Genomic DNA, 13,838 nt, shown 5'->3' on the forward strand with positions numbered 1-13,838 from the left:
TCTACTGCCCGACGTCGGCGGGCTTGAGCATCTTCGAGCGCACGTCGATCGGGCCCTTGAGCACGCCTTCGGCGACGAAGACGTCGACGAGCGCCTGGTAGGACTTCAGATCGGTCTCATCGAGATCCTTGAAGCCGCGCAGGTAAGGTTGCGCCAGCAACGCGAGCTGATCGTCCTTGACCGGTGTGTATTTGGGGATGACGGACTTGTACTTGTCGAAGTCGGCGTTGGCGAGATCGGTCGCCTGATCGATGACGTCGACCACGCGGCGGGCCACGTCAGGGCGCTCGGTCAGGAACTTCGTGGTCATGACCGAGGCGCCCGAGTAGAAGGGGTCGGCGATGGTCATTGCCACGGGGTTGGTGATGGCCCGCTTGGCTTTGCCGGTCGCTACGGCGACCGAACCGACGGGCTCGAGCGCCAGCACGGCATCGGCGGTGCCGCCGAGCACGGCCGGCACCTGCATGGCGACGGCAAGGTCGACCAGCTTGACGTCCTTGTCGGGATCGAGGCCGGCCGAGCGCACCATATGCCGGGCGATCGTCCGCCATTGGATGCCGGGCACGTGCCCCAGCGTCTTGCCCTTCAGGTCGGCGAAGCCGGCGATCGGGCTGTCGGCCTTGACGATCAGGCCGTCGTTGATGCGACCCGCCCGGATGCCCCCGCCTTGAAGGCCGAAGACCTTGAATTTACCTGGGAATTTGCTTTCGGCCAGCATCGCGATCCCGGCTGCTGCACCGGGCGGTCCAAAATCCGCACGTCCGCCCACGAGCGCGTCGATGATGTGGTTGGGCGACTCCATCTTCTGGGAGTCGATTTCGATGCACGCCTTCTCGAACAGCTTCTCCTCGAGCGCGACGTAATAGGCCGTGGTCTGCATGATCGGCAGCCAGGCGGCTACGACCTTGTCCGTCTTCTCGCAGGCCGCCTGGGCATGGACGGTGGAGGCGGCGAGGGCGGCCGCCGTCAGCAGAGGAGCAAGCTTGAGCATGATTCGGACCTCGGCGTTCGGGCCGGTCAGCGACCGGACCAGTGGATGACGGATTTCTCGACGAGCAGGAGAAGCAGGTTCAGCCCGTAGCCCATGACCCCGGTGGCGACGATCGAGCCGTACATGTCCGTGAGGTTGTAGGAGATCTGCGCGTCGATGATGCGATGGCCGAGCCCGTCGGAGGCGCCGATGAACATCTCGGCGACGATGATCACCACCAGCGCAATCGACACGGCGGTTCGCAGGCCGACGAAGGTTTGCGGCAGCGTCTCGAAGAAGGTGACGTCGCGGAACACACGCAGCGACGATGCGCCCATGGAGCGCGCCGCGAGGATGCGTGTCTGGCGCGCATTCAACACGCCGTAGGCCACGTTGAAGACGAGGACGAGCCAGGCGGCAAACGCCGCGACGGCAATCTTGGCCGGATCGCCCAGCCCGAACAGCAGGAGGAAGAGCGGAAAGAGCGCCGTCGCCGGGGTGGAGCGGAAGAAGTCGATTAAGAACTCGACCGACCGGTAGACGGAGGCGTTGGCGCCGAGCGCGATGCCGGCCGGGACGCCCGCCGCGACGGCGATAAGGATCGAGTAGCCGACCCGCATCAAGGTCGCGCCAAAGTCCACGCCGAGGCGTCCGGACTGAATATTTTTGACGGTATCGGCGATCGTAAGAAAAGGCGACGGCAGCAGGTCGCTGTTTACAGCGCCGGTCGCGTAGGCGACCCACCATGCCGCCACGAGCAACACGGGACCGGCTGCATATTGCAGCGTTCGCGCTGCGGTATCCCTGCTCAAGCTTTGCGACATCATGAACGTGCTCAGTGCCCCCTGAGGTCAAGTCTTAGCGAGCAGGGCCGGTGGCCGATACGCCCAGATGTGCATGGCATCGGGCAGATTTGCATTTTGAAAGTGCAGTTTTTATGCGCAATCGTGCAATAAAGTTGATCGAACTTTAGGCGGGATCGCATATGCGCGGTCACCGGCCGGCCCTTTTCGGAGGCCTGCCTCGCGATTCAGCGCCACGTCGCTGTGATTAATTCTTATGCAGCGGTCGGACGCGTCAGCGACGGCGCGCGGCGCGTTCGCCGGCGGCGGGATGTCACAGGCCGTCGAGCGGCACGTCAGAGCCGCCCGCGACGGCGCACCGCCCGTGATCCCGTGAGCGGCCTCGCAGCCGGCGGACCAATATGTGGACAGATCTTTTTCGAGGCGCCGGGGGCCATGGGCCGGCGGGAGCGGCCTGCGCACGCGCCCCGGCACGATGTCCGGTGTGGGGCTGGGCGTTGGTCGATCGGAAGGGTGGATCCGGCCGGGGCGCGTGCACCACTCAGCCCGGCGCTCGGCGTGTTCGCCGCGGAGGTCGGGCTGGCACGTACGCTCGCGGCCAGTCCGGCGAGCGTGGAGGGAGGCGGCAAGCCCTCTTAAAACGCGTCTCCCCGGCTCGGGTGTCCACCCGGGCCGGGGAGCATTCTGCTTGGCGATGCACGATGCGGCGGATAGGCCCGTGCGGAACGGGCCGCGCCGCCGGGATCTGCCGCGCTACTCGGCTGCGAGCTGCGCTTCGGGCGCGGCGGCGCGGATGTCGGCGTCCACGTGGTCCTCGTACTTCGTGAAATTCTCGTGGAACATCTCGACCAGCCGGGTCGCGGTCTTCGCAAAGTCGGCCTTATCCGCCCAGGTCTTGACCGGATAGAGGATATGCGGCTCGACGCCCGGCACGGAGGTCGGCACGGAGAAGCCGAAGTAGGGGTCGGTGCGGAAGTCGGCACGGTTGAGCGAACCGTCCAGGGCCGCCGTCAGCAGGCGGCGCGTGGCACGGATCGGCATGCGCCGGCCGACGCCGTGCTTGCCGCCGGTCCAACCGGTGTTGACCAGCCAGCAGTCGACATCGTGCTTGGCGATGAGCTCGCGCAGCAGGTTGCCGTAGACGGACGGATGGCGCGGCATGAACGGCGCCCCGAAGCAGGTCGAGAAGGTCGCCTGCGGCTCCGTCACGCCCTTCTCGGTGCCCGCGACCTTAGCCGTGTAGCCCGACAGGAAGTGATACATCGCCTGCGCCGCCGTCAGCTTGGCAATCGGCGGCATGACGCCGAACGCGTCGGCCGTCAGCATGATGATGTTCTTGGGGACGCCGGCGCGGCCCGTCTTGGACGCGTTGGGGATGAAGTCCAGCGGGTAGGCGCAGCGCGTGTTCTCGGTCTTCGAGATGTCGTCGAAATCCGGCTCGCGGGTGAGCGGATCGACGATCACGTTCTCCAGCACCGTGCCGAAGCGCTCGGTCGTCGCGTAGATCTCGGGCTCGGCCTCCCGCGACAGACGCACCGTCTTGGCGTAACAGCCGCCCTCGAAGTTGAAGACGCCGGTCGGCGCCCAGCCGTGCTCGTCGTCGCCGATCAGAGTCCGCTGCGGGTCGGCCGAGAGCGTCGTCTTGCCGGTGCCGGACAGGCCGAAGAAGATGGCGACGTCCCCATCGCCGCCGCTGTTGGCCGAGCAGTGCATGGGCATGACGCCGGCGGCGGGCAGCACGTAGTTCAGATAGGTGAACACCGACTTCTTCATCTCGCCGGCATAGCTCGTGCCGCCGATCAGCACGATCTTGCGCGAGAAGTCGATGGCGATCACCGTTTCGGAGCGGACGCCGTGACGGGCGGGATCTGCCTTGAACGACGGCAGGTCGATGATCGTCAGCTCGGGCGCGAAGCCCGGGACTTCGGCGCGCTCGGGGCGGATCAGCAGGTTGCGGATGAACAGCGAATGCCAGGCGTACTCGGTGAACACCCGCGCCTTGACCCGATGCGCCGGATCGGCGCCGCCGTAGAGGTCCTGGGCGAACAGCTCCTTGCCCTGGGCATGGGCGAGAAAATCGTCGAGCAGCGTCTTGAACTGGTCCGGCGAGATGGCGCCGTTGTTGTCCCACCACACCTCGTTTTCGGTCGAGGCATCGCGGACGACGAACTTATCCTTCGGCGACCGGCCGGTGTGGACGCCCGTCTCCGCGAGCAGAGCGCCGCCACGGACCAGCTGCGCTTCGTTGCGCCTCAGCGCTTCCTCGTAGAGACGCGGCGTCTCGAAGTTCCAGTAGACCCGCTTCAGCCCGCGGAACCCGGAGGCCTCCGCACCGACTGCCCCGTTGAATACGCCTACGTTCTCCACGAAACGTCCTCCCTCGGCCGCCACCGCGCCACGCGAAACGTCCTCACCGGCGGCGTCCTGTCGATCCCACAAAAGTCCTATGACAGAAAAATAGCAAACATGCTACGTGCGCGCGGCTGGGGTTGGCTGGCCGCCGCGAGCGTCCAACGGTCGCGGTTCCGGCGCGCTCTCCGCGACCGCCTGCCGCCGCCCGTCGGAACGCCCACTCGCTAGGAATCTACCCCTTCCGATGACGCTCCTCCAGATTCAAAATGGGCGGAGGGCGGCCATCCGATCGGGTGATCCCGCAGGACGGGGCTGCCGCTCACCCGCTGCGTGGCAGCGAGCCCAGAAGTACCGGCCACGGTCGTAGCCCGCAAGCTTTCCCGAGCTCGCGCAGCCATCCAAGCGGCCGCTGCCGCTCTACAGGATCGGCCACGTCAAGCGCCAGCTCCGTCCGCCGTCATCGGCCGCCTCCTCGCTCAGGCGACCGGACAGGCCGCGCACCAGCGCGCGGGTGAGCGTGCCGCCGAGCCGTCTTTCGGCGCCGGCGTCGTCGTGCCGATCCGGCAGTCCGGCGCGGACGACGAGCTCGGCATCGCCGCCATGGGCGCGCAGGGTCATGCCGATGGGACCGGCGCGGCGCTCGCCGCAGATGACGATCATGAGCTCCGCCAGCAGCTGGCCGACGACGGCCGCCGTACGCCGTGCGGTCAGGACGGCGTCGGCGGTGAGCTTGATCGGCCGGTGGTGGCCCGGATCACAGACGGCCGCGACGCGATCGGCCAGCCCGTGCAGGAAGTCACCGAGATCGATCAACTCGCCCGGGGCGGAGTCCGCCGGCCCGTAGAGCCCCGCGAGCGCCTCGCAGCGGGCAGCGAGGTCGCGCATGGCGGCCGCGGTCGCTGGCTCCGGGGCGTGCCGGGCGTGCAGGCTCACCAGGCTCGTCATGGTCTGCATGATGTTCTGATAGCCGTGTCGGAGCTGCGCCACGGCCGGCGCCTCGGACCGCTCGGCGGGGACCAGGATGCCGAGCCAGCGGGGCTCGCCCCGATCGCCCGTGACCGGCGTCATCTGCATGGCGGCGCGCCAGATGGCGCCGTCCGGCCGCGCACCGCTGACCGTCATGGCGAACGCTTCGCCGGCCGCGACGAGAGCTTCCAGCCGGGCCCGGTCGCGGGCGTTGGCGTGGGGGCCGAGCACTGCGGCGAGCGGCCGCCCCGCAGCCAGACCGGTGAAGCGGGCGAACGCATCGTTGATATGGGCAATGGGCCGTCCGGGCGCCTGGACGTCCACCAGGAACCCGGCGGCGGCGAGACGCGCGACGAGGGCAGCTGCCGCGTCCATGGGAGCCTAGGGCGCCGCGGCGGCGGGGACGGCCCTGGCCGCGTCGGCGAGTTCCTTCAAAATACCGCGCAGCGCGCCGGGGGAGGTGACGCGGCGGGGGAACGGCAGCCGGGCGGTGCGGTCGCCGCAGGCGAGATCGAGGCCCTCCGGGTCGAGCCCCGACACCGTCCAGTCCCCGCGGCCCTCGCCGAGCAGCCGGGTCGCGTAGAGGAGGAGGGCATCCGCGTGGTCCTCGTTCATATGCGCCACTGCGCCGGCCTCGGCCGCGACGAGCTCGTCGGCGTCGCCGAGTTCGGTCAGCAGGTCGGCGGCGCACAGGTCGACGATGCGGCCGAAGCCGGCGACCAGATGGGCGCCCGTCGGCACCAGGCGGCGGAACGAGAAATCGGGGAAGTCGGCGTAGCCCGCCGCGCCCGGGTGGCGGGCGAGGAAGCGATGGCGCGGCCGCTCACCGGCGCTGCGCTCGGCCACGACGGCGACGCTCAGCCGCGGATGGGCCAGCGGATCGCCCGCGCCGATGGTGGCGACGAGCAGCGAGGCGCGCGCGTCACGCGCCAGGTTGCCGGTGTGCAGCGCGAGGTCCGAGATCAGCGTCACCGGCACGCCGTCCAGATCGGTCGCGATACTGACCAGCGAGGCGTAGGGAGCGCCGTCCGGTCCCAGGGTGGCCAGGGTTCCGATCCGCGCCCGGCGGAGCAGGGCCTTGGCGACGAGCTTGGGGTCGAACTCACTCACGGCCTATCCTTCCAAACGATGTCGAGCCGGCGAACGGCGGTGGTCTTCCGCCCGGTGTGGGGTTAAAATACGACCCTGCGCGCCGGCCGAACGTCATGATTCGGCCGCACTGAACCCTAACAGCGTGCGGTGCTGTCAAGCCATCCGCGCCGGCGCGGATGGCACCGACCTCCGCGCTCGGGTCTTTGAGCCCCGAGCTCCAACTGGATTCTATGATCTTTTAGCGTGGCGAATCCGACATTCACCCATTGCGCTGCTCCAAGGTCATGCGAATCTCGGGTTCGCCCCGGGAGCGCCAGGAACATCGAAGAAGCCCATGCCGACTATCGCCCTCGTTGACGACGACCGCAACATCCTGACCTCCGTTTCGATTGCCCTCGAGTCGGAAGGCTACCGGATCCTCACCTATACGGACGGCGCCTCGGCGCTCGACGGTCTCAAGACGAACGTGCCGGATCTGGCCATCCTCGACATCAAGATGCCGCGCATGGACGGCATGGAGCTGCTGCGCCGTCTGCGGCAGAAGAGCGACCTGCCGGTCATCTTCCTCACCTCCAAGGACGAGGAGATCGACGAATTGTTCGGCCTGAAGATGGGCGCCGACGACTTCATCCGGAAGCCGTTCTCCCAGCGCCTGCTGGTGGAGCGGGTCAAGGCCGTGCTGCGCCGCGCCAGCCCGCGCGACCAGGCGGCGGTCAAGGAGGCCGACGCCAAGGCGCTGGAGCGCGGCGCGCTCAAGATGGATCCGGAGCGGCACACCTGCACCTGGCGCAACGAGCCGGTGACGCTGACCGTGACCGAATTCCTGATCCTGCAGGCGCTGGCTCAGCGGCCCGGGGTGGTCAAGAGCCGCAACGCGCTGATGGACGCCGCTTACGACGACCAGGTCTACGTCGACGACCGCACCATCGACAGCCACATCAAGCGGCTGCGCAAGAAGTTCAAGGTGGTCGACAACGCCTTCGACATGATCGAGACCCTGTACGGTGTCGGCTATCGCTTCAAGGAGGCCTAAGCCGCAGGTGCCTGCCGCGGCGCTTGTGGCGGATGGGCCGGCAGCCGGCGCCGACGGGCGCGCCGACGCGGTGGCGCGCCTGGCGCCGCGCCGCGATGACGGCGTGCCGGCGCAAGCCGCCGAGCCGGCCATCGGTCCCGCGGAGGAGGATGGCGCGGCCTGCCCACCGCATCCGGCGGTGGCGCGTGGGATTGGCCGCAAATTGGCGCGGCGGCTGCGCCGCCTCGGCCGGGCCATCCTGGCCCGCGGATCATCGAGCCTCACGCGGCGCATCGTCATCCTCAACCTGGTGGGCCTGGTCGCCCTGCTCGTCGGCTTCGGCTATCTCAACCAGTTTCGCGAGGGCCTGATCGACGCCCGGGTGCAGAGCCTGCTCACCCAGGGCGAGATCATCGCCGGCGCCATCGCCTCCTCGGCCACGGTCGAGACCGACACCATCACCATCGATCCGGACAAGCTGCTCCAGCTGCAGGCGGGTGAAAGCTCGGGCCTGAACGACGACACGCTGTCGCCTCTGGAGTTCTCCATCAATCCGGAGCGGGTGGCGCCGCTGTTGCGCCGCCTGGTGACGCCGACGCGCACGCGCGCGCGCGTTTTCGACCGCGACGGGCTGCTGCTGCTGGATTCGCGCTCGCTCTACAGCCGCGGCGATGTGCTGCGGCTCGATCTGCCGCCCATCCCGCGCGAGCCGCCGACGATGCTGCAGCGGCTGTGGGCCGATGCCAAGGGCTTGTTCAAGCGCAAGGGCCTGACGCCAGAGGAGCTCAGCAGCATCAGCGGCCGCTCGTTGCCCGAGGTGGCGCGCGCCCTCACCGGCACGCCCGGCACGGTGGTGCGCGTCAACGCCGCCGGCGAGACGATCGTCTCGGTTGCCGTGCCCATCCAGCGGCTGCGGACGGTGCGCGGTGCCCTGCTGCTGTCGACGCAGGGCGGCGATATCGATCAGATCCTCACCAAGGAGCGCATGAGCCTCTTGCAGGTCTTCAGCGTCGCCGCGCTGGTCATGGTCGTGCTGTCGTTCCTCCTGGCCGGCACCATCGCCGGGCCGATGCGGCGTCTGGCCGAGGCCGCCGAGCGGGTCCGCCGCGGCACGCGCTCGCGCCCGCAGATTCCCGATTTCACCGGCCGCTCGGACGAGATCGGGCACCTGTCGGGCGCCCTGCGCGACATGACGCGCGCGCTCTACAACCGGATCGACGCGATCGAGAGCTTCGCCGCCGATGTCGCGCACGAGCTGAAAAACCCCCTGACCTCGCTCAGGTCTGCCGTCGAAACGCTGCCGCTCGCCCGAACCGAGGAGTCGCGAGGGCGCCTGCTCGCGGTCATTCAGCACGACGTGCGCCGCCTCGACCGGCTGATCAGCGATATCTCGGATGCCTCGCGCCTCGATGCCGAGCTGTCGCGTGAGGACGCCGAGCCCGTCGACCTGGCCCGCCTGGCGGAGGCGGTGGCCGCCATCTCCAACGAGGTCCGCCGCGACGGCCAGGCCCCGATCGGGGTGACCGTCGAGCCCAATGCCCAGGGCCGCGACGCCTACTTCACGGTCGGCCACGACGGCCGTCTCGGCCAGGTGGTGAATAATCTGCTCGACAACGCCCGCTCGTTCTCGCCCCCGGGGGCCAGCGTCCGTCTCAACCTGCGCCGCGTGCGCAACGAGATCGAGATCCGTGTCGACGACGATGGCCCGGGCATCCCCGAGCATGCGCTGGAGCGCATCTTCGAGCGCTTCTACACCGACCGGCCCGAGGGCTTCGGCCAGAACTCCGGCCTCGGCCTCTCCATCTCGCGGCAGATCGTCCAGGCCCACCAGGGCTCCATCCGCGCCGAGAATCGGCTGGCCACGCGCGATGCGGACGGCCACCAGCGGTGTTTGGGCGCGCGCTTCGTCGTCCGCCTGCCGGCGGCGGCTCCATGAACGGGACGACCGTCCATGCCGGCTGCGTGCTCGTCGGCGAGGCCGGCGTCCTGATCCGCGGCGACAGCGGCACCGGCAAGTCGCAGCTGGGGCTCCGGCTCATGGCCGCCGCCCGTGGCCGTGGACTGTTCGCCAGTCTCGTCGCCGACGATCGCACGCGCCTCGCCGTCAACGGCGGCCGCCTCATCGCCCGGCCCGTGCCGGCGATCGCCGGCCGATGCGAGATTCGCGGGGTAGGCATCGTGGGGCTCGTCAATGAGGGCGCGGCCGTCGTGCGGCTGGTCGTCGACTGCAGCCACGAGCAGCCGGAGCGGCTGCCGGCCGCAGCGTCCCGGTCCGCCGCCATCGAGGGCATCGTGATCGACCGGCTCCAGGTGCGGGTCGACGACGGCGTCGAGGCTGTCGTTTGGGCCGTGCTCGAGCAGGTTCTGGACCGGTGAGCGGACCAATGCGGGGTATGTCCGGTTCATCCTCCCTACGCCCTTTTGGGCAATGTGCGGCAAGCGTGACATGGTCGTGACTAAATGGTCGCATCCGGCTTGCGCTTCGCGCCGCAATGCACAAAATGAGCCCTCTTCGGCGACGCTCCTGAAGCGTCCCGCTCGGACACCCATATGATCGGTCTTGTGCTCGTGACGCACGGCTGTCTGGCGACGGAATTCCGCTCCGCGCTCGAGCACGTCGTCGGCCCCCAGAAACAGGTGGAGACCGTCACCATCGGTCCCGATGACGACATGGATGGCCGCCGGCGCGACATTCTCGACGCGGTCAAGCGCGTCGACACCGGCGAGGGCGTCGTCGTCCTTACCGACATGTTCGGGGGCACGCCGTCGAACCTGGCCATCTCCTGCATGAACGGCCTCAAGGTCGAGGTGATCGCCGGCATCAACCTCCCCATGCTGATCAAACTGGCGAGCGTGCGCGAAGATATGCCCCTCGCCGATGCGGTGTTGCAGGCGCAGGAGGCCGGCCGCAAGTACATCAACGTGGCGAGCCGGGTGCTCGCCGGTAAGTAGGCGCGCGGGCCACTCGCGACGGGTGGCCTCACCCGACCGCTGAACGAGCCGCTCCGGATTCACAGATTTGCTGCATGTTGGTGCAATTGGATGATTTGATCCGATTGCGAGATGCTATCGCGCCGATCGGGACGATTTTTCCTTGAATCATCATCCCGCTCTAAGGCTTTTTAAGCATGATCTTGTCCCAAAACCGGTGTCCACCTTTTGGGATCGTACGCTAGGGGGAGGGGAGACGTTCGTGCAGGAGCTGGAGGAGGATTGCCCGCCCGCGCCGGTGCCCGAGGGGGCGCTGGTGCGTGTGCTGCCCATCGTCAACCGCAAAGGCCTGCATGCGCGCGCCTCGGCCAAGTTCGTCCAGACCGTCGACCGCTTCGAGTCCGACGTCACCGTCACGCGCTGCGGCGAGACGGTCGGCGGGACCTCGATCATGGGTCTGCTGACGCTGGCGGCGGCGCAGGGCACCAGCATCACCGTGACGGCGAAGGGCAGCGACGCAGAGCCTTGCCTGGCGGCGATCGAACGGCTGCTGGCCGAGCGCTTCGGCGAGGACGAGTAATCCATAGTCCACCGAGGGCCTGGAGCGTTCCGCGCCATCGGATGTGACATCCAACGGCGCGATGCTCACAGCTCTTGAATAGGGGGCGCAGCGCGCCCCTGTCCGCCCGTCGTGGGCGGACCATCCAACCCCTCGGGGCGGGCGGCACAAAAAAGGCCAGCCTCACGGGCTGGCCTCTTGGTCGTTGCCGGGATGGCCGGACCAAGTCCGGCCATCCCGAAACGGACGCTCGGGGCGCGGATTACTCCGCCGCCTGGCCGCCCTCGTCGGTGTCGGCCTTCGGCTTGGCCTCCAGGTCCTCGCCGGTGGTCTGGTCGACCGAGCGCATGGACAGGCGCACCTTGCCGCGCTCGTCGAAGCCGAGCAGCTTGACCTTGACCTTCTGGCCTTCCTTGACGACGTCGGTCACCTTCTGCACGCGCTGCGGCGCGAGCTGGGAGATGTGAACGAGGCCGTCCTTGGCGCCGAAGAAGTTCACGAAGGCGCCGAAGTCGGTGGTCTTCACCACGGTGCCGTCATAGACCATGCCGACCTCGGGCTCCGAGGCGATCGACTTGATCCAGTTCTGCGCCGCCTGGATGGACTTCAGATCCGCCGAGGCGATCTTGATCGTGCCGTCGTCGCCGATGTCGATCTTGGCGCCGGTCTTCTCCACGATCTCGCGGATGACCTTGCCGCCCGAGCCGATGACCTCGCGGATCTTGTCCTGCGGGATCTTCATGGTCTCGATGCGCGGCGCATACTGGCCGAGCTCGGCACGCGCCGAGGTCAGCGCCTTGGCCATCTCGCCGAGGATGTGCTCGCGGCCGCCCTTGGCCTGGTCGAGGGCGACGCGCATGATCTCCTCGGTGATGCCGGCGATCTTGATGTCCATCTGCAGCGAGGTGATGCCGGCTTCCGAGCCCGCCACCTTGAAGTCCATGTCGCCCAGGTGATCCTCGTCGCCCAGGATGTCGGACAGCACGGCGAAGCGCTCGCCCTCCAGGATCAGGCCCATGGCGATGCCGGCCACCGGACGGCGCAGGGGGACACCCGCGTCCATCAGCGCCAGCGAGGTGCCGCACACCGTCGCCATCGACGAGGAGCCGTTCGACTCTGTGATCTCCGACACGACGCGCAGCGTGTAGGGGAATTCGTGGTGCGCCGGCAGCAGCGGCCGGACGGCGCGCCAGGCCAGCTTGCCATGGCCGATCTCGCGGCGGCCGGGCGAGCCCATGCGGCCCGTCTCACCCACCGAATAGGGCGGGAAGTTGTAGTGCAGCAGGAAGGTCTCCTTGTAGGTGCCTTCCAGCGCATCGATGAACTGCTCGTCGTCGCCGGTGCCGAGGGTGGCGACCACGAGGGCCTGCGTCTCGCCGCGGGTGAACAGGGCGGAGCCGTGCGTGCGCGGCAGGAAGCCGGTCTCGGCCACGATCGGACGCACGGTCTTGACGTCGCGGCCGTCGATGCGGGCGCCCGTATCGAGGATGTTCCAGCGGACGATCTTGGCCTGGACGTCCTTGAACACGGCCTTGATGGTCTCGGCCGGGAAGCGCGGCTCCGCGCCGGCCGGCAGCAGGGCGGCGACGACCTTGTGCTTGGCCGCGTCGACCGCGGCGTAGCGCTGCTGCTTGTCGGTGATGGCGTAGGCCTGGCGCAGATCCGCCTCGGCGATCTCCAGCACCACCTTCTCGACTTCGGAATTGTCCGGCGCCGCGATGTCGCGCGGCTCCTTGGCGGCGCGCTCGGCCAGGCGGATGATGGCCTCGATCACCGGCTGGAAGTGCTTGTGGCCGAACATGACGGCGGCCAGCATGACATCTTCGCCGAGCTCCTTGGCCTCCGACTCGACCATCAGCACGGCATCCTGGGTGCCGGCGACGATCAGGTCGAGCTCCGAGGTCTCCTGCTCGGCGAGGGTCGGGTTGAGCTTGAACTCACCCTTGCTGTAGGCGACGCGCGCGCCGCCGATGGGGCCCATGAAGGGCACGCCCGACAGCGTCAGCGCCGCCGAGGCGGCCACCATCGCCACGATGTCGGGATCGTTCTCCAGGTCGTGCGACAGCACCGTCACGATCACCTGGGTGTCGCAGCGCCAGCCGTCGATGAACAGGGGACGGATCGGGCGGTCGATGAGGCGGGAGACCAGCGTCTCGTTCTCGGAGGGGCGCCCCTCGCGCTTGAAGAAGCCACCGGGAATGCGGCCGGCGGCGAACGCCTTCTCCTGGTAGTTGACCGTCAGCGGCATGAAGTCGATGCCGGGCTTGGGCTCCTTGGCGGCGACGACGGTCGCCAGCACGGTCGTTTCACCGTAGGTGGCGAGCACCGCGCCGTCCGCCTGGCGCGCGATGCGGCCGGTCTCGAGGGTGAGCTTGGTGCCCGCCCAGATCAGTTCTTCGCGTTGGATATCGAACATTGCTCTACTTTCTCATGCATCGCACCCGTGCGCGCCATGAGCAAGACGGCGGGATGCTGGTGGCCGGAGCACCCTCCCGATCGATGGTTCATCGGATCGCGAAGCGCTCGAGCCGCGAGCATCCGGCTATCCTGCCCTGGTCGGCCCGGGCGCCGGACCGGACACCCGACCATCGGGCATCCGAGGCGGCGACTGGTTCGCCGCCGGGTCGGGGAGGGCGCCTTGTCCTCCCCACGTCAGTCATGGCCGGGCGCGGCCCCGCCATCCCCATGATCTCCGCCGGCCTCGCCGGCGGCCGGCCCATTCCGCGTGGCAGGCCGCATCGCCGCCCCCGCGACGTGATCCGGATGGCGGCCCGGATGAACGAATGGCCGGGTTCGAGCCCGGCCATGCCATGACGCGGCCGAAGCCGCTAGCGACGAATGCCCAGGCGCTCGATCAGCGAGCGGTACCGGGCCTCTTCCTTCCGCTTGACGTAGTCGAGCAGCGAGCGGCGCTGCGAGACGAGCTTCAGCAGGCCGCGCCGGGAGTGATTGTCCTTCGCGTGGGTCTTGAAGTGCTCGGTCAGGTTGACGATGCGTTCCGTCAGGATCGCCACCTGCACCTCGGGTGAGCCGGTATCGCCGGCCTTCAGCCCATACTCGGACAGGAGCGCCTGCTTGCGCTCGGCAGTGATCGACATCGATAGTCCTTTCGTCGAGAGAATTGGCCCTGCCGGGATGTCGTCCAGCAAGGTC

Annotated in this window: 12 protein-coding genes; 5 read left to right on the top strand and 7 right to left on the bottom strand. The window is 68.4% G+C overall.

Annotation, left to right across the window (positions count from 1 at the left end; all coding sequences use genetic code 11):
- Nucleotide 1 precedes the first annotated feature (1 nt).
- The 5 genes from IEW34_RS04445 to IEW34_RS04465 all read right to left on the bottom strand — a co-directional run bounded on the left by IEW34_RS04445 (nucleotide 2) and on the right by IEW34_RS04465 (nucleotide 6,201).
- The gene (locus IEW34_RS04445) at nucleotides 2–991 is read right to left on the bottom strand and encodes an ABC transporter substrate-binding protein (protein WP_188607871.1); all 990 of its coding nucleotides are present in this window, start codon (nucleotides 989–991) and stop codon (nucleotides 2–4) included.
- 26 nt (nucleotides 992–1,017) lie between these two features.
- On the bottom strand, nucleotides 1,018–1,782 hold the full coding sequence (locus IEW34_RS04450) for an ABC transporter permease (RefSeq protein ID WP_244641753.1): 765 nt from the start codon (nucleotides 1,780–1,782) through the stop codon (nucleotides 1,018–1,020).
- Between the two features lie 744 nt (nucleotides 1,783–2,526).
- On the bottom strand, nucleotides 2,527–4,140 hold the full coding sequence (locus IEW34_RS04455) for a phosphoenolpyruvate carboxykinase (RefSeq protein WP_188607872.1): 1,614 nt from the start codon (nucleotides 4,138–4,140) through the stop codon (nucleotides 2,527–2,529).
- Nucleotides 4,141–4,542: 402 nt separating this feature from the next.
- Entirely contained in the window at nucleotides 4,543–5,466 is a 924-nt protein-coding gene (locus IEW34_RS04460) for a sensor histidine kinase family protein (protein ID WP_188607873.1), read from the bottom strand.
- Nucleotides 5,467–5,472: 6 nt separating this feature from the next.
- Entirely contained in the window at nucleotides 5,473–6,201 is a 729-nt protein-coding gene (locus IEW34_RS04465; RefSeq protein WP_188607874.1) for a HugZ family pyridoxamine 5'-phosphate oxidase, read from the bottom strand.
- 316 nt (nucleotides 6,202–6,517) lie between these two features.
- Between IEW34_RS04465 and IEW34_RS04470 the strand changes: the two genes are divergently transcribed.
- From IEW34_RS04470 to IEW34_RS04490, 5 genes are all read left to right on the top strand, one after another.
- On the top strand, nucleotides 6,518–7,216 hold the full coding sequence (locus tag IEW34_RS04470) for a response regulator transcription factor (protein WP_188607875.1): 699 nt from the start codon (nucleotides 6,518–6,520) through the stop codon (nucleotides 7,214–7,216).
- Between the two features lie 178 nt (nucleotides 7,217–7,394).
- Nucleotides 7,395–9,131, top strand: coding sequence for a stimulus-sensing domain-containing protein (locus IEW34_RS04475; RefSeq protein WP_373288184.1), 1,737 nt, complete (start codon nucleotides 7,395–7,397; stop codon nucleotides 9,129–9,131).
- Entirely contained in the window at nucleotides 9,128–9,571 is a 444-nt protein-coding gene (locus IEW34_RS04480; protein ID WP_188607876.1) for an HPr kinase/phosphorylase, read from the top strand. Before IEW34_RS04475 ends, IEW34_RS04480 begins: the two co-directional genes overlap by 4 nt.
- A gap of 174 nt (nucleotides 9,572–9,745) precedes the next feature.
- A complete protein-coding gene (locus IEW34_RS04485; RefSeq protein WP_188607877.1) occupies nucleotides 9,746–10,147 on the top strand; it encodes a PTS sugar transporter subunit IIA in 402 nt (133 codons plus the stop codon).
- A 241-nt stretch (nucleotides 10,148–10,388) separates the two neighbouring features.
- Entirely contained in the window at nucleotides 10,389–10,706 is a 318-nt protein-coding gene (locus IEW34_RS04490; protein ID WP_373288180.1) for an HPr family phosphocarrier protein, read from the top strand.
- Nucleotides 10,707–10,947: 241 nt separating this feature from the next.
- Here IEW34_RS04490 and pnp read toward each other — a convergent pair whose 3' ends face one another.
- Entirely contained in the window at nucleotides 10,948–13,101 is a 2,154-nt protein-coding gene (gene pnp / locus IEW34_RS04495) for a polyribonucleotide nucleotidyltransferase (protein WP_188607878.1), read from the bottom strand.
- Between the two features lie 412 nt (nucleotides 13,102–13,513).
- Complete coding sequence (gene rpsO / locus IEW34_RS04500) at nucleotides 13,514–13,783, bottom strand: 30S ribosomal protein S15 (RefSeq protein WP_188607879.1); 270 nt, start codon at nucleotides 13,781–13,783, stop codon at nucleotides 13,514–13,516.
- Between the last annotated feature and the right edge of the window lie 55 nt (nucleotides 13,784–13,838).

The organism is Chelatococcus reniformis (assembly GCF_014640075.1).
GTDB lineage: Bacteria > Pseudomonadota > Alphaproteobacteria > Rhizobiales > Beijerinckiaceae > Camelimonas > Camelimonas reniformis.

Coding starts and splice junctions, on each gene's coding strand:
- IEW34_RS04470 (WP_188607875.1), top strand. CDS start 6,518: ATGCCGACTATCGCCCTCGTTGACGACGACCGCAACATCCTGACCTCC.
- rpsO (WP_188607879.1), bottom strand. CDS start 13,783: ATGTCGATCACTGCCGAGCGCAAGCAGGCGCTCCTGTCCGAGTATGGG.
- IEW34_RS04460 (WP_188607873.1), bottom strand. CDS start 5,466: ATGGACGCGGCAGCTGCCCTCGTCGCGCGTCTCGCCGCCGCCGGGTTC.
- IEW34_RS04485 (WP_188607877.1), top strand. CDS start 9,746: ATGATCGGTCTTGTGCTCGTGACGCACGGCTGTCTGGCGACGGAATTC.
- IEW34_RS04445 (WP_188607871.1), bottom strand. CDS start 991: ATGCTCAAGCTTGCTCCTCTGCTGACGGCGGCCGCCCTCGCCGCCTCC.
- IEW34_RS04480 (WP_188607876.1), top strand. CDS start 9,128: ATGAACGGGACGACCGTCCATGCCGGCTGCGTGCTCGTCGGCGAGGCC.
- pnp (WP_188607878.1), bottom strand. CDS start 13,101: ATGTTCGATATCCAACGCGAAGAACTGATCTGGGCGGGCACCAAGCTC.